Source organism: Collinsella sp. AF14-35 (assembly GCF_003464565.1).
GTDB lineage: Bacteria > Actinomycetota > Coriobacteriia > Coriobacteriales > Coriobacteriaceae > Collinsella.
The window spans coordinates 35852-61271 of the sequence record NZ_QRZD01000002.1 but is presented as its reverse complement, the minus strand read 5'-3'; the positions used below and the strand labels follow the sequence as shown (position 1 = coordinate 61271).

The window sequence follows — 25420 nt, the reverse complement described above, 5'->3', positions numbered from 1 at the left end:
AAAACCACCACAAAGGTGCCTGTCCCCTTTGTGGTGGTTTTGATGGTGGTTATTTAGCGCCTTGCATGACCTCGTCGAGGGTAACGTTGACGGCGTGCTGCGTCGGGACCCAGTCGACCTTTAGGAACAGTGCAGCCACCGTGATGGGAATATAGCTGAACATAAAAATCGGGAAGGTAAACAGGTTGGTCACCAGGCGCCACTTTTGAGCGCAGTGAATGTGCTTGTACTCAAAGATGGTCGTGAGCAGCGCAAGGATAAAGAAGGTCTGGTACATCATCGCGAAGGTCATAATGAGCGAGGCGGCACAAGCCTGCATCTCGACTTCGGTAGCCAAGAAGCCGTGTGAGAGTCCACCCACGATGAGGAACGTCGCGTTGGCGAGCATGGAAATCAGGGACAGAAGCATGCCCGGAGCGATGGTCATAAACATGTCGTAGGCGGCAAAGCGATGGTAACGGAAGGTCGACTTGACCAAGTGCTTACCATATGTAAAGAACACCTGATAAAAGCCCTTGGTCCAGCGCATACGCTGCTTCCAGGATGCCTTGAACGTCACGGGTTGCTCGTCAAAGAACTCTGCCGGCGCATAACCGATGCGGATGCCGTGAATGGCGCAGAACGTGGTGAACTGAATGTCCTCGGTCAGCGTGTGGAACTGCCAGCCGTGCATGCCCTCAATAACACTGGCGGAGATGAGGTAGCCCGAACCCGAGACGGCGCAAGAAGTCTTGCAGATGTTGCGCGCGTTGTTGAGAAAGCGTGCCTCGCGCAGATACCAGGTGGCATTAGCTGCCGAGATCCACGAGCTGCCGAAGTTCTTGGAGTTGCGGTAGCTTGTGACCACATGGAAGCCCTGGTCAAAGGCGTCATTCATCTTGGATACGTAATCGCGGGAGATAACGTTATCGGCGTCAAAAATAAAGTAGCCCTCAAAGGTATCGGGATACTCGTTAAGAATGCGGTCAAAACCAAAGTCCATGACCCAGCTCTTACCCTTACGGGCCAGGTCGTTACGCTCATAGACGATGGCGCCAGCCTCGCGAGCGAGCTGCGCCGTGTTATCGGTGCAGGCATCGGCAACCACGAAGACCTCGATAAGCTCGGACGGATAGTCCTGGTCTTTGATGGAGCGCACGAGATTGGCAATTACCGCCTCCTCGTTATGCGCCGCAATAAAGAAGGCATAGCGATGGAGCTTTTTGGCCTTGGGAGGTGCGACCTCACCGCGCAGGGCGCCAATGACAAAGAAGACCACCTGGTACAGAAAGCAGACCGTGAGCAGCGTAACCACAATCTGGTTAAAGATCACGATGGGCGTGTTGGTTTGTAAAAAGGCGAGCATGCAGGCTCCCAGGAACGCGTTACGTAAACAACCCTATATCTTACCGCAGGCTAGGGGCGTTCAAGAAACCACCTAATACTAACTAGGCTTCGAGAAGACCGAGCTGCGGAACGATTTCATCTCCAGCGGCCGTGCGACCGAGCGAGCGCGGAGCCAGATCATCCAAAACCGCCGCAAGGTCCCACGGCAGCTCGTCGCGGCACTCAATGCGCTCCCCCGTCACGGGATGATCGAACGCCACACGCCAGGAATGGAGGAACTGCCTGGTCAGGCCCTGATCGGCGCGCGCATCGCACTTGCCGTAAAGCGGATCGCCCACGCAAGCGTGGTTGATATGGCGCATGTGCACACGAATCTGATGCGTGCGGCCGGTAAAAAGGTGGCACTCGACGAGCGTGTAGCCGTCGTCGAAACGCGTGGAATCAAAGCGCTCGAGCACCTTGAAGGTCGTGATGGCCTGGCGCGCAAAGGGGTCATCAGAAACCGCCATCTTCACGCGGTCGCGCGTTGAGCGGGCAATACCGGTGTTGATAGTGCCCTCGTCCATGGCGATGTGTCCGTGAACGAGCGTAATGTAGCGGCGGTCGAGCGTACGCGTACGGATGAGATTTTGAAGCGCGCGCTGGGTGTCGTCGTCTTTTGCCGCGAGCATAAGGCCCGAGGTATCGCGATCCAGGCGATGCACGATGCCGGGGCGGTCCTCACCCTGCACGGTGCCCAGATGGTCGATACCGCAGTGATAGACCAGGGCATTCGCGAGCGTACCGCTCTCATGACCATGCGCAGGATGGCACACCAGGCCGCGCTGCTTGGAAAGCACGATGAGGTAATCGTCCTCGTAGCGGATATCGAGGGGAATGGCCTCGGGAATCACGTCAGTCGGATCGTGAGGCTCGGGCAGGTCAACCGAGATGCGGTCACCGGCGCGTACGGCATACTTTTTTGACAAACAGGTCTTGCCGTTCACGATTACGGCGCCGCCCTCGATCAGATGCGCGCAGGCAGAGCGCGTAGGGCAGCCGTCATTGGCGCCCAGATAGGCGTCAAGGCGCTGACCAGCGGCATCGTCGGCAACAAGGATATGGATGTCGGCCATTAGCGCTCATTCCTTTCGCGAATCTTGCGGGCACGCTCCCCACGCTGCTTGGCTTTGCGCTTGGCGCGGGCCTCGTCACGAGCGTTAAGCTCGGCGGTCGCATCGACCTCACGGGCCGCGGGGCTCAAGAACATGTAGCCAAAGAGGGCAAGCACGACGCCTACGGTGATGCCGATATCGGCCACATTGAAGACGGGGAAGTCGATGAAGGTGGTGGCAATAAAATCAGTCACGAAGCCAAAGGCCAAACGATCGATAGCGTTGCCGATAGCACCGCCCGCAACCATCGCCATGCCCACAACCTCAAGATGGGCGAGCTGGGGTGCACGAACGAGGTACACGGCAATAGCGATAATGACCGCCAACGCCAGCGCGGCAAACGCGATGCCATGCCCCTCGCCCATGCTAAAGGCAGCACCGATATTGCGGACAAACATAAAGTCGATAACACCGGGGATGACGGTCACATGCAAAGCGTCGCCCACGGCACGAACCGCAAGCTTGGTCAGCTGGTCAACAAGCAGCACAACCAGCGCCACCCCACCAGCAGCACCCAACCGCCAACGCAAAGGCGGCGTCATATCCGCACCACGACCCAAAGAAATCCCCTACCCTCAGATAATCAAATTCCGTTTAACGCAAATAACCATCTTATATTGCCACACGCAGAGCACACGACACATACGCTAACGTCAGATAAATAACCAGCATAAAAGAAAGCGGCATTCCGGATAACGGAATGTCGCTTTTCTTCAGCGGAGCAAATGGGCCGAAGGCGTCAAATTCTCCCTATAACTAAAATGCCGAGTTACCGTGCCTTAAAGGGCATTCGCACACCTCTTGCAAATGTGAGCGTGACCGTTGTACTCGCCAACGGTGGTGCGGTAATTCCAGCAACGGTCGCAGCACTCGCCCTCGGCAGCCTCGATGGCAACGGAGAGGTCCTCGCCCTGGGTCAGTTCAACAGCGGAGACGATGTAGAACTCGGCCAGGTCGACGGCCTTGTCGCCGGTCAGCAGCGCATACATCTCGGCGGGAACGACTGCCTTGACGCGGACCTGCTGGCTCTTAGTGAAGGTGCCGGCGGAGCGGGCATCCTCAAGGGCCTTGGTCACGGCGCTACGGAGCTCGAGCGAAGCCTCAAGCACGCCCTCAAACTCATTGGCCTCGTCGACCGTAATGGGCGACTTATACCAATCGAGCAGCGCGGCGTACTTCTGGTGATCGACGCAGCCGGTGGGTGCATAGGCCATGGCCTCGTCGACCGTGTAGGACAGGATCGGCTGCAGGTCGCGCATGAGCATCGAGAAGAGCTCGGCAAGCACGGTCTGGGCGCTCCGGCGCTCGAGCGAGCCGGGCTTCTCGCAGTACAGACGGTCCTTCAGGGCGTCGAGATACACGTTGGACAGCTCGGTAACCACAAAGTCGTAAAGCGCACGGTAGGCGCGCGGGAACTCGTAGCTAGCGTAGGCGTCGTCGACCTCGGCCTGGACCTGGGTCAGGCGGGCAACCATGAGCTTGTCGAGCGGCAGCAGGTCGGCAAAGGCGACGCCGTCGGTCTCGGGCTCAAACTGACCCTCGAGCTCGGAGAGCAGGAAGCGCAGCGTGTTGCGGAAACGACGGTAGGCATCGGACGTGCGAGCAAGAATCTCGTGGTCGATGGACACGTCGGAGCTGGTATCGACGGAAGCAACCCACAGGCGGATGATGTCGGCGCCCATCTCGTCACAGACCTTGTTGGGGTCGATAACGTTGCCGAGCGACTTGGACATCTTACGGCCCTGGCCGTCGAGGGTGAAGCCCTGCGAGACGACCGCCTTGTACGGAGCGTGGCCGTTGGCGCCCACCGAGGTGAGCAGCGAGCTCTGGAACCAACCGCGGTGCTGGTCAGAGCCCTCGAGGTAGACGTCCGCCGGGTACTCCAGCTCGGGACGGTACTCGCAGACGGCCTTCCAAGACACGCCGGAGTCCCACCACACGTCAAGGATGTCCTTATCAGCCTTGAGGTGATGGCCACCGCACTTGGGGCAGACGCAGGCCTCGCCCAGATAGCTCTCAGGAGCGTCGGTGAACCAGGCGTCGGAGCCCTTCTCGTGGAAGAGCTTAATGACGGCGTCGAGCGTGGCGTCGTTCATGACCTTCTCGCCGCAGTCGGCGCATGTGTAACTGGGGATAGGCACGCCCCAGTTGCGCTGGCGGCTGATGCACCAGTCGGGACGCTGCTCGACCATGGCGCCGATGCGGTTGGCGGCGTGAGCCGGATACCACTTGACGTTCTCACGGACCTCCTTGCCAGCCTGCTCGCGCAAACCGGTCTTGTCCATCGAGACGAACCACTGGTCGGTAGCACGGAAGAGCACCGGGTGCTTGCAGCGCCAGCAGTGCGGATAGCTGTGCGTGATCTTCTTCTCGAGAACCAGGGTGCCGCGCTCGCGCAGGAACTCGATGATGTGCGGGTTGGCCTCATCGGTATCCATGCCGCTGAAGGGGCCGCCGGTGCCAAACTCCTCGCCGGTGTAGAACTTGCCGTCGTCATCGACCGGCATGCAGATGTCGGTGATGCCCTCCTTGAGGCAGGCGAAGTAGTCGTCGACGCCGTGGCCGGGCGAGTTGTGGACGATACCGGTACCGTCATCGACACCGACGTAATCGGCCAGCAGCGCCACGCCCTCAACGCCGTCAAAGATCGGCTGCTTGTAGTGGATGTGGTGGAAGGTCTCGGCGGAAACCACGTAGGGCTTGCCATCGACCATGACCGGGGTGTACTCCCAGCCAAACTCCTCACAACACTTAGGAGCCAGGTCCTCGAGCATGACCTCGGCACGGCCCTCGTGCTCAACGGCGACATAGGCGGCGCCGGGCTTAAGGGAAACGGCCTGGTCGGAGGGGATGGTCCACGGCGTGGTCGTCCAGATGATAAAGTCGACCGGGCCGTCGAAGTTCTCGAGGCCGGCGGGCTTGGAGGTCATCTCAAAGCGCACGAAAATGGACGGGCTCGTCTCGTCGGAATACTCGATCTCGGCCTCGGCGAGTGCGGTGTGGCAATGCTTGCACCAGTGAACCGGCTTGTGGCCGCGATAGATCATGCCCTTATCGAACATGGCCTTGAAGACCTCGATGTCGGCGGCATCATGCTGGTGATAGAGCGTCAGATAGGGGTTGCCCCAGTCGCCGAGCACGCCCAGGCGACGGAAGCCGGCCTTCTGCAGCTCGATGTTCTCGACAGCGAACTTGTTGCAGAGCTCGCGGATCTTAGCCGTGGAGGTCTGGTTGAACTTCTCGGTGCCGAGCTTCTCCTCGACCTTGTGCTCGATCGGCTGACCATGGCAGTCCCAACCGGGGACGTAGGGAACCTCATAGCCCTGCATCATCCAGTAGCGGTTGATCATGTCCTTGGAGATCTTATTCATGGCGTGGCCGATGTGGATCGGACCGTTGGCGTACGGAGGGCCGTCGTGCAGCACGAACTTCTTGTGACCCTCGTTCTTCTTCAGAACCTGCTCGTAGACCTTGTTGTCCTGCCAGTCCTTGAGTCGCTTGGGCTCGGACTTGGAAAGACCGGCACGCATGGGAAAACCGGTCTTGGGCAGATTCATCGTCTGCTTGTACTCGTTTGCCACGGTACCCCTTTCATGTCGTGGGCGCGCACGCCCTCTGGGCACCAAAAAAGCGCCCGTCCCTACAAGCTGGGACGAAGCGCCACAAACGGGCTGCACGCCCGCAAAAGCTCTTCGCTTAACCACCCAGCTTAGATGCCCTCGCCCGCGTATTCGCGCGCTCGCATCCGTTACTCGGCTGGTCTGTATCGACGACCATCTCGGCGATGTCTACTAAGACGAACCTACGCGGCACGTCCGTTGGGACCGCAGCTCCGGGGTGATTTTCATCGGTCGCATGCACGGGTTCTCAGCGCTTCCCGCTCTCTGTAGCATGCGGACGGCCGACTACTCGTCCCCATCAACGCTTATACGGAGTATGCTAGCACGTTCCGCACCGGCGAAAAACCCTCAACACTGGTTTTATACGTTCGAAATTTCTTGCGGCCGTGGACCTTCTCTTGGAGCAAAATACCTGTAAGCACTTTATCGAACGAAAGAAGATTGCTATGCGCACGATCGGAATGAGCGACTATACCGTTGGCGAAGACTGCTTTGACGAGCTGCACGGCGCGTTGGCCGAGTACGGAGCAACCAAGGTCGCCATCATTGGTGGTAAACGAGCACTGGCCGCAGCACTTCCCGGTATCGAAGCTGCGCTGGCAGGTACCGACGTCGAGATTCTGGAGACGCGCGTCTACGGCACCAACAGTACGCGCGCAAATATCGCCAAGGTCGTAAACTCCCCTGCCTGCCAGGAAGCTGACGTGCTTATCGCATGCGGCGGCGGCAAGGCGCTCGACACCGTGAAGACCGCAGCTATCGAGCTCAAGAAGATTGTCTTTACGGTACCGACGATCTGTTCCAACTGCTCCGCCGCGACCGCCATTGCCGTTGTCTACAACGACGACGGCTCGCTCGAGGGCTATTCGTACCCTAACCGACCTGCGCACATCTTCATCAACCCCAAGATCATCGCCGAGGCTCCGGCGGAGTACTTCTGGGCCGGCGTGGGTGATGCCCTGTCCAAGCAGCCCGAGGTCGAGTACGCCACGAGCGCCGGCAACCTGGAGCACACGGCAGGCCTTGGCCTAGCACTCGCCCACACCTGCTCCGAGCCGCTGTTTACCTTTGGCGTCCAGGGTCTTGAGGACGTGCGCCAGGACCAGTCGACCGATGCCGTCAAGCAGATCGCGCTCGACATCGTGGTCAACACGGGCTACGTCTCCAACCTGACCAACCAAAACGATTACTACTACAACTCGAGCGTGGCGCACGCGTTCTACAACGCTTCCTGCAGCATTCCGCGCGAGGGCTCCTACCTGCACGGCGAGGTCGTAAGCCTGGGTGTGCTGGTACTGTTCGCCTATACGGGCGATACCGAGAACCTTGAGCGCTACGCCGCCTTTAACAATCAGATGGGCCTGCCCGTGACGCTTGAGCAGGTCGGGCTTTCCGAGGCTGATATCCCTGCCCTGTGCGAGTACGCGCACGCCACCAACGAGTGGAAGCAGGGAAACCCCGAGCCCTTCACGGACGAAAAATTCGCCGCCGCCATCAAGGCCACCGACGTTTACGGCCACACGCTCTAGGACTGACCCAAAACCACCACAAATGGGACGGGCACCTTTCTGGTGGTTTTTTATTGATCCAGCATTCAGTTCGTACTCGAACCCGATTCTTTACGAGAAAGGGTTCGGGTACGTTTTTTGTTTATCGGAAATTCTGCGGAAGGACTACTCGGAACGGCAAACAGGAACGAACAGAGGCAGGGTATCATCGTGGTGATGGTATCCTGCCTTTTGTTTTGCGGGATCAAGGTCGCTTTATGCGAACTTGATCGCCACTTATATAGCGCATTGATGGCAATTGCTTCGTACGTGCATACCGGGAGCCTGTACACCTCTGGCAAGGCGTAACACACTAGACTTTGTTCCAAAGTCCGTGTGCTAAGGGGGCAGGCACCTTAGAATTCCTGTGGAGTGTGTACGCAGGAAAACGGCAAAATTTCGCTATATTAGGGCGTTCTTTCATTGGAGAGTATGGTATACACGGCTTAGTTCAACAAATAAGAATTTATACATAAAGGAGGATATTGATGAAACTGTTTTTATGTTCTCACTTTTCAAGTGTAGGAAGTCTGATAAAGGAAGAAATTGAAAATAAAAAAGTCGCATTTATTCCAACAGCTTCGCTGCGTGAAGGCTACACCGGTTATGTCGGCTCGGCTCGAAAATTATTCAAAAAGTTGGGAGCAATCGTAACTGAAATTGATATTTCAACGGAGGCTTATTCAACGATACAGTCTCTTTTTGAAGATGCGGATGTGATCTATTTTACCGGCGGAAATTCTTTTTTCCTTATAGACCAGCTCCGTAAAACGGGAACGGATGAGCTGTTGAAGAAAGAATTGGCAAAAGGAAAACTGATGATTGGTGAATCGGCAGGTGCGATTGTATGCGCTCCAAGCATCCAATATATCGAGCAAATGGATGAAAAGCCGGAGGACTACTCACAAGAAGATGATGCAGGGCTTAATTTGATTGATTTCTATGTTCTTCCGCATTTTCTTACAGCACCATTTAAGAAAGTTACCGAGAAAATAATAACTGAGTTTTCGGATTTGAATCTATGCCCAATTAACAATCGTCAGGGAATTGTAATTGATGGTGAAGGTTCAAAGGTTATTTGCAAAGAGTAATTTAAAATTCCAGTTTGCTGCACTCGTTCCTAGCAGGGTTTGGGGCAGGCACGCCCCAACAAGAAGCCGTCCCAAAGGGGCAAGAATGGGGACTGCGGACGATTTCTTGGACCGTTACGCGGCCCTTCCCAGCGCGGAGCGGAACTCGGCCGGGGTGCGGCCACCGAGCGCATCGCTGCGCCTCTCCGTATTGTATCGGCCGATCCAGCCCCCGAGTTCCTCGATGAAGCGGGCGGGGGTCCAGTCCGACCAGTCCCTGCCGTGCCAGAACTCCTTCTTGAGCAGGCCGAAGAAGCCCTCCATCGCCGCGTTGTCCGGGCTGCAGCCCTTGGCGGACTGGATTGGCTACGCTGATGTGGGCAGTTCCGGGAGAGGCGCAAGAGACGGGAAGGCCGTGTGCGCGTTCCTGCGCGAGGGCCGTGGGGAGGGGCTGCATGGGTACGGCGCCTGTCAACTCGGTCTACGTCTTTGTTGACCGGGTCGTACTCAATATCAACTTCACGGATGATGCCAAAACGGTCACCCGTGAGGAAGTGTTGGGTTCGAGTGCTGTGGACAATGTTCCAGTATGCTGGGATCGAACTCGCTAGCCGGAATCACACGGTACCCGTGACGCAGCAGCAGATCGACAAAAACACCATTGCCCACAGTGAGCGTGCCGCTAAAGGTGCCATCGTAGACGCGACCCGCACCGCACGAGGGGCTACGGTCCTGTAAGACGCACGCAGCGATCTCGGACGGGCCGCCCGCCTGCTCGCACATATCGAGCGCGCGCTCTGCACCCAGGCGAAACTCGCGATCAACCGAGATGCCCTCGCAGGTACAAACCTCGCCATTCACAATCTCGGACGGCTTGCGCGGTGTGGGCAAGCCGCCAAAAACCTCGGGGCACACCAACAGGACCTCGGTCCCTGTGCGTTCGCAGGCCTCGACCAACGCGCGATGGTAATTGTCGAGCCCGTTATATTTGCAGCTCTCTCCCATCAAGCAGGCACTCACCACGATCTTCATACATATCCCTCCCAAACAAAACGCCCCATTTGAGATAGAAACTCAAATGGGGCGTTCGACGTTGTGCAACCAGCCTTACTGCTGCTTTGGCATCAGCGGATTCTCGCGCGTGAGGAGATTCATGAACTCCTCGCCCGTGATCGTCTCCTTCTTGTACAGATAACGAGCCAGCTCATGGAGCTTAAACTTGTTCTCCTTGAGGATCTTCAGGGCGCGGTCATGTGCGTCCTCGATCAGCTTGGCGACGATCGCGTCGACGCGCTCGGCCGTACCGGGGGCACAGGTGAGCGACGTGTCCTGGTTGAGGTAGGCATTCTGAACGGTACCGAGCGCCATCATGCCAAACTCTTCCGACATACCAAAGCGCGTCACCATGTTGCGGGCGAGCTTGGTGGCCTGCTCGATATCATTGGCCGCGCCAGTCGTCATCTCACCAAAGATGAGCTCCTCGGCAGCACGTCCGCCGCAGTAGACAGCGAGCTTGTCGAGCACCTCCTGGCGCGTGGTCAAGAAGCGCTCGTCCTCCTCGACCTGCATGGTGTAGCCCAGAGCACCGCTCGTACGCGGCACGATGGTGATCTTCGTAACCGGCGCAGAACCCTTCTGGCGGGCGGCAACGATGGCATGGCCGATCTCGTGATAGGACACGACCTGTTTCTCGTGATCGGACAGCACCGTGGACTTACGCTGCTGGCCGGCGATGACGACCTCCACCGACTCCTCGAAGTCGTCCTGGGTTGCACGCTTGCGACCCTCGCGAACGGCGCGCAGGGCGCCCTCGTTGATGATATTGGCCAGGTCGGCGCCCGAGGCTCCGGGCGTGGCGCGGGCAATCGCGGTCAGATCGATCGGCGGCTCGGTCTTCACACTCTTGGCGTGAAGCTCGAGGATGTTCTTGCGGCCGGTCAGGTCGGGCAGCTCAACGGGGATGCGGCGGTCAAAACGACCGGGGCGCAGCAGAGCGGGATCGAGGCTGTCAGGACGGTTGGTGGCAGCGAGGACGACGATACCCTTGTGGTTGTCGAAGCCATCCATCTCGGTCAGCAGCTGGTTGAGCGTTTGCTCACGCTCGTCGTTGCCGCTAAAGCCGCCACCGTCACGCTTTTTGCCGATGGTATCAATCTCATCGATAAATACGATACAGGGGGCCTTTTCCTTAGCCTGCTTAAACAGGTCGCGCACCTTGGCGGCGCCACGGCCGACGAACATCTCGACGAACTCAGAGCCCGAAATGCTAAAGAACGGTACGCCCGCCTCGCCGGCAACAGCCTTGGCAAGCAGGGTCTTACCAGTGCCAGGAGGGCCCACGAGAAGAGCACCGCGCGGCAGCTTGGCGCCGATTTCCTCATAGCGCTGCGGCTTCTCCAGAAAGTCGACGACCTCCTTCAGGGATTCCTTGGCCTCTTCCTGACCAGCAACATCCTTAAAGGTCACGCCAACATCCTTGGAGGCGATAACGCGCGCACCGGACTTACCCAGACCGCCGCCGCCAAAGCCGCCGCCACCAAAATTCATGGACGGGCCGTCATCGCCCATGGCCTTCTTCATACGGCGGTTGAGCCACCAGCCGATGAGGAAGAAAATCGCCATGGGAAGGACGAGCGTGAGCAAGTAGTAAGTCATCAGGCCCGAGTTCTTATCGGGAACCACCGACTCCAGCGAGGCGCCGGCCTCGAGCACGCGATCGGTAAAGCCCGTGTCACTCGGCACGCCGGTCGTCTTGTAGGCGATGTTCTCGTCCTCGCCCTTCTTGGTGTAATAAATCGAGTAATCGTCCGTGTTGTACTCGACCTTGTCGACACTCTTCTTATCGAGCGCTTTGACAAACGTCGAATAATCGGTCTTCGTAATCTGCTGCGTGTGACCGATGTTGGGGAACAGAACGGTCGAGAGCACGAGGTAGACGACGAAGGCGATGAGCACGTAGAGGATCATATTCCGTCTACGTTTGTTGTCATCCATCTCCATCTGCTTGAACTCCATCTACTGGGGTTGATAATGCTAACTAGAATACCCAACCCGGCCGGCGATAAACCGACGCCGGGCACGAAAGAATAGAGATGGCATCACTCGAAGTCGGCAAGGTTCAGATCTATACGGGCGACGGCAAGGGCAAGACGACGGCTGCGCTGGGGCTCGCGCTGCGCGCCACGGGCTATGGACTTAACGTGCTCATGCTTCAGTTTGCCAAGAAGCTGCACTGCGCCGAGCATGATGCGGCACCACGCCTAGGGCTACGAATTGTACAGGCCGACCGCGACACGCCCGAGGCTTGCGCCGCACAGATCATGGAGCTCGCACGCAAGCAGATCTCACAGGTCGACGTTCTGATTTTGGACGAACTCGGCGAGGCCATGCGCCGCGGCTTCGTGACGCGCGAGGATGTCGAGGAACTGATCGCGATGAAACCCGACACCACAGAGCTCATACTGACCGGCCGCGGCCTGCTGCCCATCGCGGACCTCGCCGACCTGGTCACCGAAATGCACCTCGTCAAACACTACTTCGACGAAGGCCTCCTGGCCCGCCAAGGCATCGAATACTAATTGATCCGAAGGGGACGAAGGGAAACGGATCATCGACATCACGACGGAGAGCAATGAGCCGTTTTCCTCCGTCCCCCCAGGGATCATTAGGCAGTGGCGCGGCCTAGCCAGTTGCCGCTGTGGTGGTAGATGGTGAACATCGTGGCGGTTATTACCCAGGTTACGGGGTAGACCAGCAGCAGATGCTCGAGCGAGGGGTCGAGCGGCATAATCGAGAACACCCACGCCACGCGGAGCACGACCGTGCCGAATATCGTGAGCATCATAGGCTGGAAGCTCACGCCAGCGCCACGGATGGAGCCGGACGCGTTTTCGATAATCGAGAAGATCGCGTAGAACGGCGCGATGAAATGAAGAATCGTCGTGGTGTAGGCCGAAATTGCGACATCGTCGATAAACAGACGCGAAAGCGGGCCCGAGAATACCAGCAGCACGGCAGACAGGCCACCGATAAGCACAAACGACAGCACGAGCGACGTGTGGTATCCCTTTCGCATGCGATCGTAATTGCGCGCACCAAAGTTCTGCGCCGAGAACGTAGTAATCGACACACCAAGCGCCTCGGTCACCATCCAGATAATGCCGTCCAGGCGACCGGAAAGACCCCAAGCGGTCGTAACATCGGCTCCAAACGAGTTGACCGACACCTGAATCAAAACGTTGGAGATCGAATACGCCGCAGACTGAACGCCCAGCGGCAAACCGCACGAAAGCATGCTCTTGCAAATGCCGCGATCGATACCGAGTTTGGATAGCGACAACCGCCACGCCCCCGGAGCGCGCATCATGCGGATCACAATCATCGTGGCATTGGTGCAGATAGTCAGCGCCACCGCGATGCCGCAGCCCAGCGCTTCCATGTGCAGCACGGCGACAAAGAGAATGTCGAGCGCCACGTTGACGAAGCAGCCGGAGGCAATAATGACCGCCGGACCGCGCGTGTCGCCCACGGCGCGCAACAACGCCGTCCCCATATTGAGCAGCAGCGCCGCAAACATGGCGGCAAAGTAGCAACGGGCATACGCCACACCCTCGGCCAGCAGCTCATGCGGTGTATTCATCAGCACAAGCATCGGCTCGACAAACACCATGCCCAGAATGGAAATGACAATGCCGCCCACCAGCGCGAGCGTCATGGCCGTATGGACCGATCGGCTCAAGCGCTCGTCATCGTGCTGACCAAAAAACTGGCCGGTAATAACGGCACATCCAGCACCAACACCGACGCAAAAACCAATGCAGAGCTCCGTAAGCACCATCGTGGCCTGAATGCCACCCAGCGCGAGCTTGCCGCCAAACTGACCGACGATATAGGTACCGATAAGCGTGTATGCCTGCTGAAAGAACGAACTAAAGAAGATGGGGACGCACAGCGACAGCAGCTGCTGCCAAATAACGCCCTGCGTTACATCGATAGCCGTAGATTTCTTAGCCACACGCCCTCCCCACCAGCGTACGTCAAACAACAAAACGGCACTTTAAAACGAAAGCCAAAACCAGCTTAGCACCGACCGACGTCGGCCGAAACGTCCCGAACCAGAGCCCGGTGCGAAATATCTGCCTAGTGATACAGCCCCCGCTGGTAGTGGTACTCGTTGCTCACATGCGGGCACAGTTGCCAAAAGGCGACGGCACTCGCAGCGGCAACGTTGAGTGAATCGACCCCGTGCGCCATCGGAATGCGCGCGGCTCGGTCGCAGCCGGCAATGGTCTTGGTGCCCAAGCCGGCACCCTCGGTACCCATAAAGATCGCTAGGCGGTCAATCTCCTGCAGCACGGGATCGTCCAGCGACACCGAATCATCCGTCAACGCCATGGCGGCACACGAAAAGCCGGCATCGTGCAGCGCCGCCAGCCCATCATGCGGCCATACGCGCGCCTCGCTGCCAATGCGCGTCCAGGGCACCTGGAACACCGTGCCCATGCTCACGCGGGCCGAGCGACGGTACAGCGGGTCACAGCAAGTGGGGCTCACCAAAATGCCATCGACGTTCAGCGCAGCCGCCGAGCGGAAAATCGCGCCGACATTGGTGTGGTCGACAATGCCCTCGAGCACGCACACGCGCACCGGGCGCTCACCCGCCGCCTCGACGACGCCACTCAAGAACTCGGCTACCGGAATCTGGCGTGGACGACGGAATGCCGCGAGCGCACCGCGCGTCACGTTAAAACCCGTCAGCTGCTCCATGAGCTCCATGGAGGCAACGAACACAGGAACCGGACCCGCGCCCTCGCGCACAACCAGGCGCTCAAACAGCGGCATCATCTGATCGAGCCAGCGTTCGCCCAAAAGAAAGCTCACCGGCTCGTATCCGGCGCGAACCGCACGCTCGATGACCTTGGCGCTCTCGGCGATAAAAATGCCCTTCTGCGGCTCCAGCACGCAGCGAAGCTCACGCTCGGTCAGTCGCACGTAGGCATCGAGCCGCTCGTCCTCGAGCGAATCGATTCGCAGCACCTCAACGGCATCAGTCATAGCAGCCAGCCCGCACCCTTCTTTACAGCACATCTATACCAAACGAGGCGACGCTAAGCGCCGCCCCATGCATTCAATCAACCCGATGATACCGTTCACGCCAGGCGATTTATGCCTCAACGCGACGATACGTCACGAACTCATAATCGAGACCCTCGTCACCCTCGCCCGAGGCAATCGTGGCAACCCCGCCACGCCGCGCAATCTCCCACGCGGGATCGGCGTCCAAGTCGGGAAAGTACGTGTCCACGGGATGGACGCAGTGGTTATGCGTGACCTCGGCCTCCACGCAGCACGGCAAAAACTGACGATACACCTCGCCACCGCCGATCACCCACGCAACGGGCTCATCGGCAACCACGGCGAGCGCTTCGTCGACGCTATGCACCACGTCGACGCCCTCGGCAGCAAAGCTCTCGTCACGCGTGAGCACGATATTGCGGCGGTTCTTGAGCGGACGCCCACCGGGAAAACTCAGCAGGGTCTTGCGTCCCATAATAACCGGGCACCCTTTGGTGCACGCCACAAAATGGCGCATGTCGGCGCGATTGGACACCACCATGTCGCCCTCGCACCCAATGCCCCAGTCATCGCACACGGCGACAATGGCAGAAAGCTTACACGTCATGCGCGTCACCTACACCGCAATGGGGATGTTCTTGACCTGCGGGCCGTGCTCATAACCCTCGACGATCAGGTCGTCGGTCGTAAACGCATAGAAGTCATGCACATCGGGGTTAAGCGTTACCTTGGGCGCGGCAAACTGCGGACGCTCGATAAGCTCGCGGACGATATCGACATGACGGTCGTAAATGTGGGCATCGGCAATCACATGTAGCAGCTCGCCGGGAATCATATCGACCGATTGCGCGACCATCATCAGCAAGATGGCGTACTGGCACACATTCCAGTTGTTCGCGGCCAAAATGTCCTGGCTGCGCTGGTTGAGAATCATGTTGAGCGTCGGTTTGTCATCCTGCGGGCGCTGCGTCACGTTATACGTCACGCTGTAGGCGCACGGATACAGGTGCATCTCGGACAAATCGCTAAACACATAGGTATTCGTCATAATGCGGCGGCTGTACGGCGTGTTCTTAAGGTCGTACAGAACGCGGTCCATCTGGTCGAAATCGCCCTCGGCATAATGGCTCTTTTGCCCAATCTGATACCCGTAGGCCTTACCGATGGAGCCGGTCTCGTCAGCCCACTCATCCCAAATATGGCTGTTGAGGTCATGCACGTTATTGGACTTCTTTTGATAGATCCATAGGATCTCATCCATGGCAGATTTGAGGGCCGTACGACGCAGGGTAAGAGCCGGAAACTCCTCACGCAGGTCATAGCGCGCCGTAACGCCAAAGTTTTTAATGGTATAGGCAGGGGTGCCATCCTCCCACACCGGACGGACCTTTTGTCCTTCGGTCGTGGTGCCATGGTCCAGAATATCGCGGCACATGGCTACAAACTGTTGATCAGCCTTGCTCATTGACCCTCCTGTCAGTCGCCTATAAGCGAGATTCATTGTATCCCAGGCACATGCAGCCCCACAGCCCAAACATATGCCTTCATTTTCTGGCATATGCCAGAAATTCCTTGCGTAAATCTGCGCGGTCGTTATTCTATTGTTGACATATGTCAGATATGGAGAGTGTATGGCAGGAAGACGCGAAAAATTGCGCCGCGTCGGGATCATCCCCGAATATCGCGGCTTTACCCCTGACGGCCTAGCCAGCGGAGACGCCATCGATATGACGATCGACGAACTCGAGGTCCTGCGCCTCTGCGACCTGGAAGGACTCAATCAGGAGGATGTCGCCCAGCACATGGGCATTGCCCGCGCCACGGTGGCGGCAATCTGCAGCCGCGCACATCGCAAGGTGGCAAACGCGCTGGTCAATGGACGCGCGCTCATCATCGAAGGCGGCAATATCGCATACTCCCCCATCACCACGACAACGGCCGCATGGCCAGCAAAGGAGGTCGACACCATGAGGGTGGCAACGACGTACGACAACGGCAACATCTTTATGCACTTTGGCCGGAGCGAGCAGTTCAAGATCTACGACATTCAGGACGGCAAGGTACTCAACGAGCAGGTCGTGGGCACCGGCGGCACCGGCCACGGTGCCCTTGCGGGCCTGCTCGCCAACGGCGGCGTGGACACGCTCGTCTGCGGCGGCATCGGTGGAGGCGCCATCAACGCGCTTGTCCAAGCCGGCATCACGGTATACGCAGGTGCCCAGGGCAGCTGCGACGCTTGCGTCGCGGCCCTTATCGCCGGCACGCTCGCACAGAACGGCGAGGCCACGTGCGGCTGCCACGGCCATGACCACGACCACGCCCACGAACATGGCGAGTCCTGCAGCTGCCACGGCCATCACGAGCACGAGGGCCACGAGGGCTGCGGCTGCCACTAACGGCACGGCACCGCGAGCTCGGGGCGCGACGCTGAACGCAATCCAACAATCAAAGCCAACAACAAAGGCCACCCGGTAGCTTCCGAGTGGCCTTTGCCATATCAAGCTGGAATTACAGCCCTATTTCTTATTGCGCATCTGCGCTTCCATCTGGCGCAGCAGCTCCATATCGGACTTGGGACCGCCCGTACCCAGGCCGCCCATGCCGCCCAGACCCATAGCGTCCAGGCCAGGGATATTGGGCATGCGCATCTTCTTGCCCTTCTTTCCCTTTTTGCCCTTCTTGCCGCCGGCCTGTGCCTGATTGGCCATCGTGCGCATGCGGCCCATCATCTTGTTCATCTCGCCCCACTGCTTCATAAGGCCATTGACCTCGGTGGGGGTCACACCGGCGCCCTTGGCGATACGCGCGCGACGCTGGCCGTTGATGATGGAGGGACGCAGGCGCTCCTCCTTGGTCATCGACATGATGATGGCCTCGTTCTTGTCGAAGATGCCCTCGTCCAGGTTACCGCCCATCTGGTTGAGCGCGCGCTGGCCACCGGGGAGCATGCCCAGGATACCCTTCATGCCGCCCATCTTTTTGACGGCCTTCATCTGGTCGAGCATGTCGTTCATGGTAAAGCCCTCGCGCAGCATACGCTCGGCAGCCTCGAGCTGCTCGGCGTCAGCCGCCTCCTGGGCCTTCTCGATGATGCCGACAACATCGCCCATGCCCAAGATGCGCTTGGCCATGCGATCGGGATAGAACGGCTCAAGCGAATCGGGCTTCTCGCCCATGCTCACAAACTTGATGGGCTTGCCGGTCACCTGGCGCACCGAAAGTGCGCCACCGCCACGGGCGTCACCGTCGAGCTTGGAGATGATCACGCCGTCAAAGTCGGTGCGCTCGGCAAAGGTCGAGACGACGTTGACGATATCCTGGCCGGTCATGGCATCGACGACCATCAGCACCTGGTCGGGCTTGACGGCCTTCTTGATGTCGACTGCCTCCTGCATCATCTGCTCGTCGATCTGCAGACGACCGGCGGTATCGACAATGACCACGTCACGCAGGTGGTCGACGGCCTCCTGGATGGCGCCCTTTGCGATGTCGATCGGGTGCGCTCCGTCACCGCGGAAGACCGGCACGCCGATCTCGCCACCGAGCGTGGCCAGCTGGTCGGCAGCGGCGGGACGGTAGACGTCGCACGCGGCGAGCAGCGGGGAGCGGCCCTGCTTCTTGAGCAGGTAGGCAAGCTTTACGGCCGCCGTGGTCTTACCGGAGCCCTGCAGACCCACGAGCATGATGACATTGGGAATGCGGTTGCTAAAGACGAGCTTGCTCTCGGTTGAGCCAAGCATCTCGGTAAGCTCGTCGAGCACGATCTTGACGACGTTTTGCGCCGGCGACAGCGACTCCATGACCTCGGCGGTCATGCAACGCTCCTTGGTCTTGGCGACGAACTCCTTGACAACCTTAAAGTTGACGTCGGCCTCGAGCAACGCCATGCGAATGTCGCGCATGGCCGAGGTGATGTCGGCCTCGGTCAGCTTACCCTTGCCACGCAGGCGGTCAAATGTGTCATTGAGGCGATCGCTCAGAGAATCAAACACTAGTCACTCCTTAGTTGGACTCGCCCACCAGGGCGCGGCAGAAATCTTTGGCGTTAAACTCCTGCAGGTCATCGACCTGCTCGCCCACGCCGATGCGCAGGATCGGGAGCTTGAGCTTCTCGGCCACGGCCATGGCGATACCGCCCTTAGCCGTGCCGTCCAGCTTAGTCATGATAATACCGTCCAGGCCCAGCGCCTCGTTAAACTCGAGCGCCTGGTTCAGACCGTTCTGGCCGGTGGCGGCATCGATCACAAGCACGACCGAGACCGGCATGGGACCGGCGGCCATATTGGCGGCGCGCTTACGCGTCACGTTGACCACCTTGGCGAGCTCGCGCATGAGCTCGGGGCTCGTATGCAGACGACCGGCGGTGTCGATAAGCACCAGGTCGCTGCCGCGCCTGTCGGCCTCGTCGAGCACGTCGTAACAAACGCTCGCCGGGTCGGAGCCGCGGTCGCGCTTGATGACGGGAACACCGGCGCGCTGGCCCCACACATCGAGCTGCTCGATGGCGGCGGCGCGGAAGGTATCGGCCGAACCGATCACGACATTCTTGCCGCGGGAAGCCATGGCGCTCGCAATCTTGCCGACCGTCGTGGTCTTGCCGGCACCGTTGATGCCCACAAACAGCACGCAGCTCGGCGTATCGGAGAACGGATCGCGCTCGATGGGCACAAAGTGCTGCTCAAGCTGCTCGGCCAGAGCGCGACGAAGCTGCGGTGCGGTCTTGAGGTTCTTCTTGGCTGCGGCATCGCGCAGGTCATCGGAGACCTGAATAGCGACCTCGGCACCCATGTCACCCATAACGAGGGTGTCCTCAAGGTCCTCCCAAAAGTCCTCGTCGACCTCGCCGCCAAAGTAGAAGACCTCGTTGAGGGCCTCGCGGCTGCGCTCAAGTCCGCGCGAGAGAGCGTCAAAGAATCCCATTATGCATTCACGACCTTTCCGGTTTCGCGATCGAGTTTTTGCGAGACGACGCGACTGACGCCGTCGGCTTGCATCGAGACACCGTAGAGAACGTCAGCATCCTCCATAGTACGGCGCTGATGCGAGATTACCAAGAGCTGCGTATCGGAACGCAGCACATCGAGGGCGCCGATGAGCTTGGACAGGTTGGCGTCGTCGAGCGCGGCCTCGACCTCGTCCAGCACATAGAACGGCACCGTGCGCGTGCGATACACGGCAAAGAGCAGGGCGAGCGCCGTCAGGCTCTTCTCGCCACCCGACATGAGCATCATCTTGGTGATGCGCTTGCCGCGCGGCTGCGCCACGACCTCGATACCCGTCTCGGCCGGATGCTCGGGATCGGTCATCTCCAGATGAGCCTGGCCACCCGGGAACAGCATAGCGAAGATCTCGCGGAAGTTCGCGTCGACCTTCTCAAACGTCACCAGAAACGCCTTGCGCATCTTGCGATCAATGGCCACCGTGATCTTGGTGAGCGCCTTACGCGCGCTCTCCAGATCGGCCAGCTGCTCCTCGATGTAGTCAGCGCGGCGCTTGAGCTGCTCGTACTCCTCCATGGCAACTTGGTTCACGGGACCAAGGTTGTTGATCTGGCGCACAAGCTGGTTGAGCTCGCGCTCGGCGGCGTCGCGGTCCGTGGGCGCAGGAAGCATAAGCGCTTCCTCGAGTACCGTGTTGCCATCGGCGGTAATGGCCTTAATGGCGGCCTCTACCTGCACCTCGAGCTTGCCACGCGCGACCTTAAATTCGTTTTGCGTGGCGGTGGCGGTATCGACCTTCTCCTTAGCGCGGGCAACCTCTGCCTTGGCATCCTCGATGGTCTTCTTGAGCGAAGCGGAGTCCGCCTCCTCCAGAGAGGCCTGGTCACGCAGACGCGCTGCCCAATCCGACGCGCGCTCCAGCAGGGCCGAATAGCGCTCGTGCATGGGATCGACGCGAAGGCGCAGCAGCTCGAGCGAGCGCGAGGCCTGACGAGTCCCGCGGATACGACGATCGATACCCTCCAGACGATGCTCAAGATCGGGCACGCGGCCCCTCAGCGAACGAAGGCGCTCGCTCGTCTGAGCAAGGCGCACCTTAGCGTCGGCGAGCTTGCCGGCGGCCTCGGAATCGTCACGGCGAACGCGGTCGAGTTCGTCGTTGGCTTCGGCAATCTGAAGGCCAAGATCGCTTGCCTGCGCTCGGGCCTCGTCACGCGAGCGGGTGAGCTCGTCCACGCGCGGACGCGCAGCGCGAACGGCCTCGGCGGCCTGCTCGCGGCGCTTGGAGATGCGCACGCGCTCGACCTCGGCGTTGTTGGCGCTTTGCTCCAGGCGGCCAATCTCGGAGAGCAGCGAGCGGCGCTCGCCCTCAAGACGGGCGATCTCGCCGGCGGCATCGCCCTCAGCGGCACGCGCCTCTTCGACGGCCGCATTGGCCTCGACGACCTGATCCGACACATGATCAAACACAGCAGCCAGATCGGGTTCCAGACCCTCCAGCTCGCGAATGCGACGCTTGCGCTCCAAAGCACCCGAAGCCTCGCCGGCGTCGAGCCCCACACGCACCAGGCCGCCGCAGGCGACGCGGGCGCCATCGGGGGTCACGTAAGTCACGCCGTCAACGACCGGCGCCGACAGCGCAGCCGCCAAGTCGTCGACAACGTAATAGCCGCCGAGCAGCGCCTCGACAACCGGGCCATAGCCGGCGCGTACGGACAGGCGATCGACCAGGCGGGAACCGGCAGCGCCCTTAGCGGCAGCAGAGGCGCTCACACCGCGCGCGACCAGCAGCGCCTCGCCCGAGGCCTTCTTCTGGTCCAGAGCGGCACGACCGGCACGCTCAAGCGCGGACGCATCGTCGAACAGCAGCGCATCGATATCACCGGCGAGCAATTGCTCAACCAGGCCCTCAAGCTCACGCGGGGCCTCGAGCACGTCGCCCAGACGACCCGAGACATCGTCGCCCAGCGCACCCATCAGACGGCTCACCAGCGGCGAGCTGTCAGCCATGCGGGCATCGAGCTTCTTTTGGCTGGCAAGCTCCGAGCGCACCTCGGACAGTTTGTTGCGCGCCTCGCTCTCGCGGGCACGCAGGTCCTTAAGGGCTGCACGGGCGACCTCGGTAGCCTCGCGAGCATCAAACTGAGCTTGACGGGCCTGATCAAGTGCACTGTCGAGCTCCTCGGCGCGGTCGCGACGGCTCTCGAGTGAGGCCGTGACTTCCTCGAGCTGCTCGTCGATCTGCTCCAGGCGTGAGGCGTACATGTTGTCCTCGACCTCGGCGTTGCTCAGCGAGTCCTTCACCTTGGCGAGTTCGAGCGCCGCGTTATCGGCCACACGCTGCACATCGCGTTGCTCACGCGTAAGCTGCGAAATCTGATTGTCGAGCGCAACGCGACGCTCGTGGAGCTCGGCGGCGGCAGGTCCGGCGGCGTCAACGTCCTCCTGGGCCTGCATGTGCGCGCCGGTCACTTCCTCAAGCTGCGCACGTGCATCCTCGAGCTCCTCTACCACGCGACGACGCTGATGCTCGGAGCTCGAAATCTGCCCGCGCATGTCGGACAGGCGCGACACCATGTTGTGGCCCTTTTCCTCGAGCAGACGCATATCGGAGTTAATGCGACCGACCACATCTTGCATATGGCGGCGCTGCTCGCCCAGATCGCCCACAAACAGGCCCTTTTCCTCGAGCATGACCTGGAGCTTCTCGAGCTCGCGCTCCTTTTCGCCCATGCGGTACTGCGCAAGCTCCAGCTCGGCGGCGCCTTCCTTGGAGCGGCTCTCCAGGTCGTTCCACTGCGACTGCAGCGAACGCAGCTCGTCGACGGCTAGCATCTGCGTAAGCTCGTTCGCGCGCGAGGACAGCTCTTTGTACTTGCGCGCACGATCGACCTGACGCTCCAGCGGTCGCAGCTGACGGGCAATTTCCTTATTGATGTCGCGGGCACGCGTCAGGTGTTCGTCCATCGACTTAATCTTTTTGAGCGCACGCTCCTTGCGGCGCTTGTGCTTGGAGATGCCGGCGGCCTCCTCGATGAGGGCGCGGCGCTCCTCGGGGCGGCTCTGCAAAATGGCGTCGAGCTTGCCCTGGCTGATGATGGAATGCGTATCCTTGCCCAAGCCCGAATCGTGCAGGATGTCCTGAATGTCCATCAGGCGGCACGGACTCGAGTTGATGAGGTACTCGCTTTCGCCCGAGCGATACATACGACGGGTGATGGCGACCTCGTCAAAGTCGACGGGCAGCATATGGTCCGAGTTATCGAGCACCAGCGTGACCTCGGCGACACCCACCGGCTTGCGCGCTGACGAGCCCGAGAAGATGACATCCTCCATGGCCTGGCCGCGCAGCTGCTTGGCGCTCTGCTCGCCCAGGACCCACAGAATCGAGTCAGAGATGTTCGATTTTCCCGAGCCGTTGGGGCCGACGATGACGGTCAGGCCCGGCTCAAACGTCATATGGGCGCGGTCGGCAAACGACTTGAACCCTTTGAGCGTGAGGGACTTGAGATACACGGTTCCTCGCTTAAACAGGCTTCTTGTTGAGAATCACGCCGTTGGTGGTGTAGCCCATGCGGTCAAGTGCCTCGAGTGCAGCGGCTCCCTCGGCTTCCTTCTTTGAGGAGCCGGAGCCGCGACCCTGGCGAATACCGTCGATGAGCACCACAGCGGTAAAGGTGGGCGCATGCGCGGGGCCCTCGGAGCCGACCAGCTTATACGCGGGAGGCTCATGGCCGTCTGCCTGCACGCACTCCTGCAAGAACGACTTGGGGTTCGCAGGGTGCTCGGCACGCTCGGAGGCCAGGTGCGGTTTGAGCGTACGATGGATAAAGTCCGCCGCAACATCCCAGCCGGCATCCAGGTACAGCGCACCCACGAGCGACTCGTAGACGTTCTCGAGCGCCGAGTGCAGGCCGCGCGCGCCGGTACCGGTCTCGGAGGCACCAAATATGATGATGTCGTCGATGCCCAGCTCATGCGACACCTCGGATAGCGTAGCGCCCGAGACAAGCGACACCTTCAGGCGCGTGAGCTTGCCCTCGTCAAACTCCGGATAGGACTCAAAGAGCGAACGGGCGACGACGGCGCCCAAAATGGAATCGCCCAAGAACTCAAGGCGCTCATAGCTGGCAGAAACCGGCTGGCCCTCGACTGCCGAGGGATGCGTAAGCGCCGCGCGCAGAAGCACCTTATTATTGAACTCGTGGCCCAGGATTTCCTGGGCACGCGTAAGTCGTTCAGACAAAGCCAAGACCTAGGCCTCCCTGGCGTTTTCGATCGCGTCGACGGCGTCGGCGACAGAGTTGAGCGAGAGCAGAGTCTCGTCATCGATCTCGAGGTTGAACTCGTCCTCGATAGCCGTAACCAGCTGCAGGCGCTCGAGCGAGTTGGCATCGAGATCGTCAAAGGTGGTCTCATCGCTAATTTCGGCAACATCGACGCCCAGAACGTCAGCAGCGACCTCGGCGATCTTGTCGAAGATTTCGGAGCGGTCCATAGCGCTTCCTCTCATAGTGCATGAATACCAAAAGAATGGTACCGCCCGGGCGGTACCAAGACACGGTTCTGATTCTACCCCACGAAGCAGGCCGCGAGGCACATAACAGCGCTCTAACTCGCTCTTACAAAACGATGCCGTCCATGGAGTTGGCGACGTTCTCGACCAGCCCCGCGCGCACGGCTTCGGCCGCCGCGAGCGTACCGTTTTTAACAGCATCGACCGAGGTGGCGCCATGGCCGATTAGGACCACGCCACGCAGGCCCAAAAGAATCGCGCCGCCCTTGGCATCACCAGAGAGCTTAGCCTTAATCCCGCGCATCTGCTTTTTGATGAGCAGCGCGGCGATCTTGGTGCCGAGCGAGGCCATAAAGGCGCCCTTGAGCTCCTGCAGCAAAAACTTGGCAGCGCCCTCGGTGGCCTTGAGCGCAATATTGCCCGACATGCCGTCGGCGACCACGACGTCAAAATTGCCCGACGTAAGATCGGTGCCTTCGCAGTTACCCACAAAGCCGGGAACGGCGGCTTTCATGGCCGGGAAGCAGGCCTTGGTAAAGTTGGAGCCCTTCTCGTCCTCGGTGCCATTGGCGAGCAGACCTACGCGAGGATGCTCAACGCCCAAGACGACGCGGGCATAGGCGCTGCCCATCTGCGCAAAGCGCACCATATCGTCCACCTCAACATCGGGGTTGGCGCCCATATCGCACAGCACCGTCAGACCGCCGGCGCGATTGGGTAGCGCATTGGTCAGACAGGGACGTACCGGCTGCTTCTTGCCTTCGGCCATATATCTAAACGGCGTCACATAGGCGGTGGCGGCAGCAGTCATGGCACCGGTCGAGCCGGCAGAGAAGAACGCGTCCGCATTTCCCTTCTTGATGGCGCGGCACGACAACACGATCGACGATTTACGCTTGGTCATCACGGCGCGAATGGGATCGTCATCCATGGCGATAACGTCGGGTGCCTCAAGGGCCTCAACACGTGCATGGGAAGCAGCAAAGGGATTAACGATTTCAGCGGGGCCAGCTGCCAAGACCTCGATATCGGAATCGGCGGCAAGTGCTGCCTCGATACCATCGAGAACAACCTGAGGTTTCTCGTCTCCGCCCACAACGTCTACACAAACGCGAACGTTACTCATATACATACTCCTTATACAAAAATGGCCGACTCATTGAGCCGGCCAT

At 59.8% G+C, this 25420-nt stretch carries 21 protein-coding genes; 4 read left to right on the top strand and 17 right to left on the bottom strand.

Going from position 1 to position 25420, the window contains the following annotated elements; genetic code table 11:
* Nucleotides 1-49: 49 nt before the first annotated feature.
* The 4 genes from DWW12_RS01130 to ileS form a co-directional block, all read right to left on the bottom strand.
* The gene (locus tag DWW12_RS01130) at nt 50-1345 is read right to left on the bottom strand and encodes a glycosyltransferase family 2 protein (protein WP_022094595.1); all 1296 of its coding nucleotides are present in this window, start codon (nt 1343-1345) and stop codon (nt 50-52) included.
* Between the two features lie 82 nt (nt 1346-1427).
* Nucleotides 1428-2441: an RluA family pseudouridine synthase gene (locus tag DWW12_RS01125; RefSeq protein ID WP_117854586.1), complete on the bottom strand. Its 1014-nt coding sequence runs from the start codon at nt 2439-2441 to the stop codon at nt 1428-1430.
* On the bottom strand, nt 2441-2968 hold the full coding sequence (gene lspA / locus DWW12_RS01120) for a signal peptidase II (protein ID WP_233544184.1): 528 nt from the start codon (nt 2966-2968) through the stop codon (nt 2441-2443). The genes DWW12_RS01125 and lspA overlap by 1 nt, the downstream gene beginning before the upstream one ends.
* Before the next feature lie 291 nt (nt 2969-3259).
* The gene (ileS, locus tag DWW12_RS01115; protein ID WP_369832392.1) at nt 3260-6037 is read right to left on the bottom strand and encodes an isoleucine--tRNA ligase; all 2778 of its coding nucleotides are present in this window, start codon (nt 6035-6037) and stop codon (nt 3260-3262) included.
* A 509-nt stretch (nt 6038-6546) separates the two neighbouring features.
* Between ileS and DWW12_RS01110 the strand changes: the two genes are divergently transcribed.
* Together DWW12_RS01110 and DWW12_RS01100 are read left to right on the top strand one after the other, a co-directional pair.
* Nucleotides 6547-7629 carry an iron-containing alcohol dehydrogenase family protein gene (locus DWW12_RS01110; protein ID WP_117854583.1) on the top strand — a complete coding sequence of 361 codons (1083 nt, stop codon included), beginning with the start codon at nt 6547-6549 and terminating at the stop codon, nt 7627-7629.
* Between the two features lie 506 nt (nt 7630-8135).
* Nucleotides 8136-8738 carry a Type 1 glutamine amidotransferase-like domain-containing protein gene (locus tag DWW12_RS01100; protein ID WP_117635137.1) on the top strand — a complete coding sequence of 201 codons (603 nt, stop codon included), beginning with the start codon at nt 8136-8138 and terminating at the stop codon, nt 8736-8738.
* Nucleotides 8739-8852: 114 nt separating this feature from the next.
* Here the strand turns inward: DWW12_RS01100 and DWW12_RS01095 are convergent, their stop codons facing one another.
* From DWW12_RS01095 to ftsH, 3 genes are all read right to left on the bottom strand, one after another.
* Nucleotides 8853-9080, bottom strand: coding sequence for an IS3 family transposase (locus DWW12_RS01095; protein WP_369831449.1), 228 nt, complete (start codon nt 9078-9080; stop codon nt 8853-8855).
* 177 nt (nt 9081-9257) lie between these two features.
* Nucleotides 9258-9749: a DUF523 domain-containing protein gene (locus DWW12_RS01090; RefSeq protein WP_117629300.1), complete on the bottom strand. Its 492-nt coding sequence runs from the start codon at nt 9747-9749 to the stop codon at nt 9258-9260.
* A gap of 75 nt (nt 9750-9824) precedes the next feature.
* Complete coding sequence (gene ftsH, locus DWW12_RS01085; protein ID WP_199570616.1) at nt 9825-11717, bottom strand: ATP-dependent zinc metalloprotease FtsH; 1893 nt, start codon at nt 11715-11717, stop codon at nt 9825-9827.
* Between the two features lie 92 nt (nt 11718-11809).
* On the opposite strand from ftsH, the gene DWW12_RS01080 reads away from it, so the two are divergent.
* Nucleotides 11810-12295, top strand: a complete 486-nt coding sequence (locus tag DWW12_RS01080) for a cob(I)yrinic acid a,c-diamide adenosyltransferase (RefSeq protein WP_117854579.1) — start codon at nt 11810-11812, stop codon at nt 12293-12295.
* A gap of 86 nt (nt 12296-12381) precedes the next feature.
* Here DWW12_RS01080 and DWW12_RS01075 read toward each other — a convergent pair whose 3' ends face one another.
* The 4 genes from DWW12_RS01075 to thyA all read right to left on the bottom strand — a co-directional run bounded on the left by DWW12_RS01075 (nt 12382) and on the right by thyA (nt 16257).
* On the bottom strand, nt 12382-13731 hold the full coding sequence (locus DWW12_RS01075; protein ID WP_117854578.1) for an MATE family efflux transporter: 1350 nt from the start codon (nt 13729-13731) through the stop codon (nt 12382-12384).
* A 125-nt stretch (nt 13732-13856) separates the two neighbouring features.
* Nucleotides 13857-14771: an RNA methyltransferase gene (locus DWW12_RS01070; protein ID WP_117854576.1), complete on the bottom strand. Its 915-nt coding sequence runs from the start codon at nt 14769-14771 to the stop codon at nt 13857-13859.
* A 109-nt stretch (nt 14772-14880) separates the two neighbouring features.
* Nucleotides 14881-15399: a dihydrofolate reductase gene (locus DWW12_RS01065; protein ID WP_117639324.1), complete on the bottom strand. Its 519-nt coding sequence runs from the start codon at nt 15397-15399 to the stop codon at nt 14881-14883.
* Between the two features lie 9 nt (nt 15400-15408).
* Nucleotides 15409-16257, bottom strand: coding sequence for a thymidylate synthase (thyA, locus tag DWW12_RS01060; RefSeq protein ID WP_089571709.1), 849 nt, complete (start codon nt 16255-16257; stop codon nt 15409-15411).
* Nucleotides 16258-16423: 166 nt separating this feature from the next.
* Here thyA and DWW12_RS01055 point away from each other — a divergent pair, with 166 nt between their 5' ends.
* On the top strand, nt 16424-17188 hold the full coding sequence (locus tag DWW12_RS01055; RefSeq protein ID WP_117854574.1) for a DUF134 domain-containing protein: 765 nt from the start codon (nt 16424-16426) through the stop codon (nt 17186-17188).
* Between the two features lie 120 nt (nt 17189-17308).
* Here the strand turns inward: DWW12_RS01055 and ffh are convergent, their stop codons facing one another.
* The 6 genes from ffh to plsX all read right to left on the bottom strand — a co-directional run bounded on the left by ffh (nt 17309) and on the right by plsX (nt 25374).
* Nucleotides 17309-18784 carry a signal recognition particle protein gene (gene ffh, locus DWW12_RS01050; RefSeq protein ID WP_117854573.1) on the bottom strand — a complete coding sequence of 492 codons (1476 nt, stop codon included), beginning with the start codon at nt 18782-18784 and terminating at the stop codon, nt 17309-17311.
* A 10-nt stretch (nt 18785-18794) separates the two neighbouring features.
* Nucleotides 18795-19712: a signal recognition particle-docking protein FtsY gene (gene ftsY, locus DWW12_RS01045; protein WP_117629291.1), complete on the bottom strand. Its 918-nt coding sequence runs from the start codon at nt 19710-19712 to the stop codon at nt 18795-18797.
* Nucleotides 19712-23248: a chromosome segregation protein SMC gene (smc, locus tag DWW12_RS01040; RefSeq protein ID WP_117854571.1), complete on the bottom strand. Its 3537-nt coding sequence runs from the start codon at nt 23246-23248 to the stop codon at nt 19712-19714. Before smc ends, ftsY begins: the two co-directional genes overlap by 1 nt.
* Nucleotides 23249-23258: 10 nt before the next feature.
* A complete protein-coding gene (rnc, locus tag DWW12_RS01035; protein ID WP_117765703.1) occupies nt 23259-23984 on the bottom strand; it encodes a ribonuclease III in 726 nt (241 codons plus the stop codon).
* 3 nt (nt 23985-23987) lie between these two features.
* Nucleotides 23988-24230 carry an acyl carrier protein gene (locus tag DWW12_RS01030; protein ID WP_055309519.1) on the bottom strand — a complete coding sequence of 81 codons (243 nt, stop codon included), beginning with the start codon at nt 24228-24230 and terminating at the stop codon, nt 23988-23990.
* Between the two features lie 124 nt (nt 24231-24354).
* The gene (gene plsX, locus DWW12_RS01025) at nt 24355-25374 is read right to left on the bottom strand and encodes a phosphate acyltransferase PlsX (protein WP_117854569.1); all 1020 of its coding nucleotides are present in this window, start codon (nt 25372-25374) and stop codon (nt 24355-24357) included.
* Nucleotides 25375-25420: the final 46 nt, after the last annotated feature.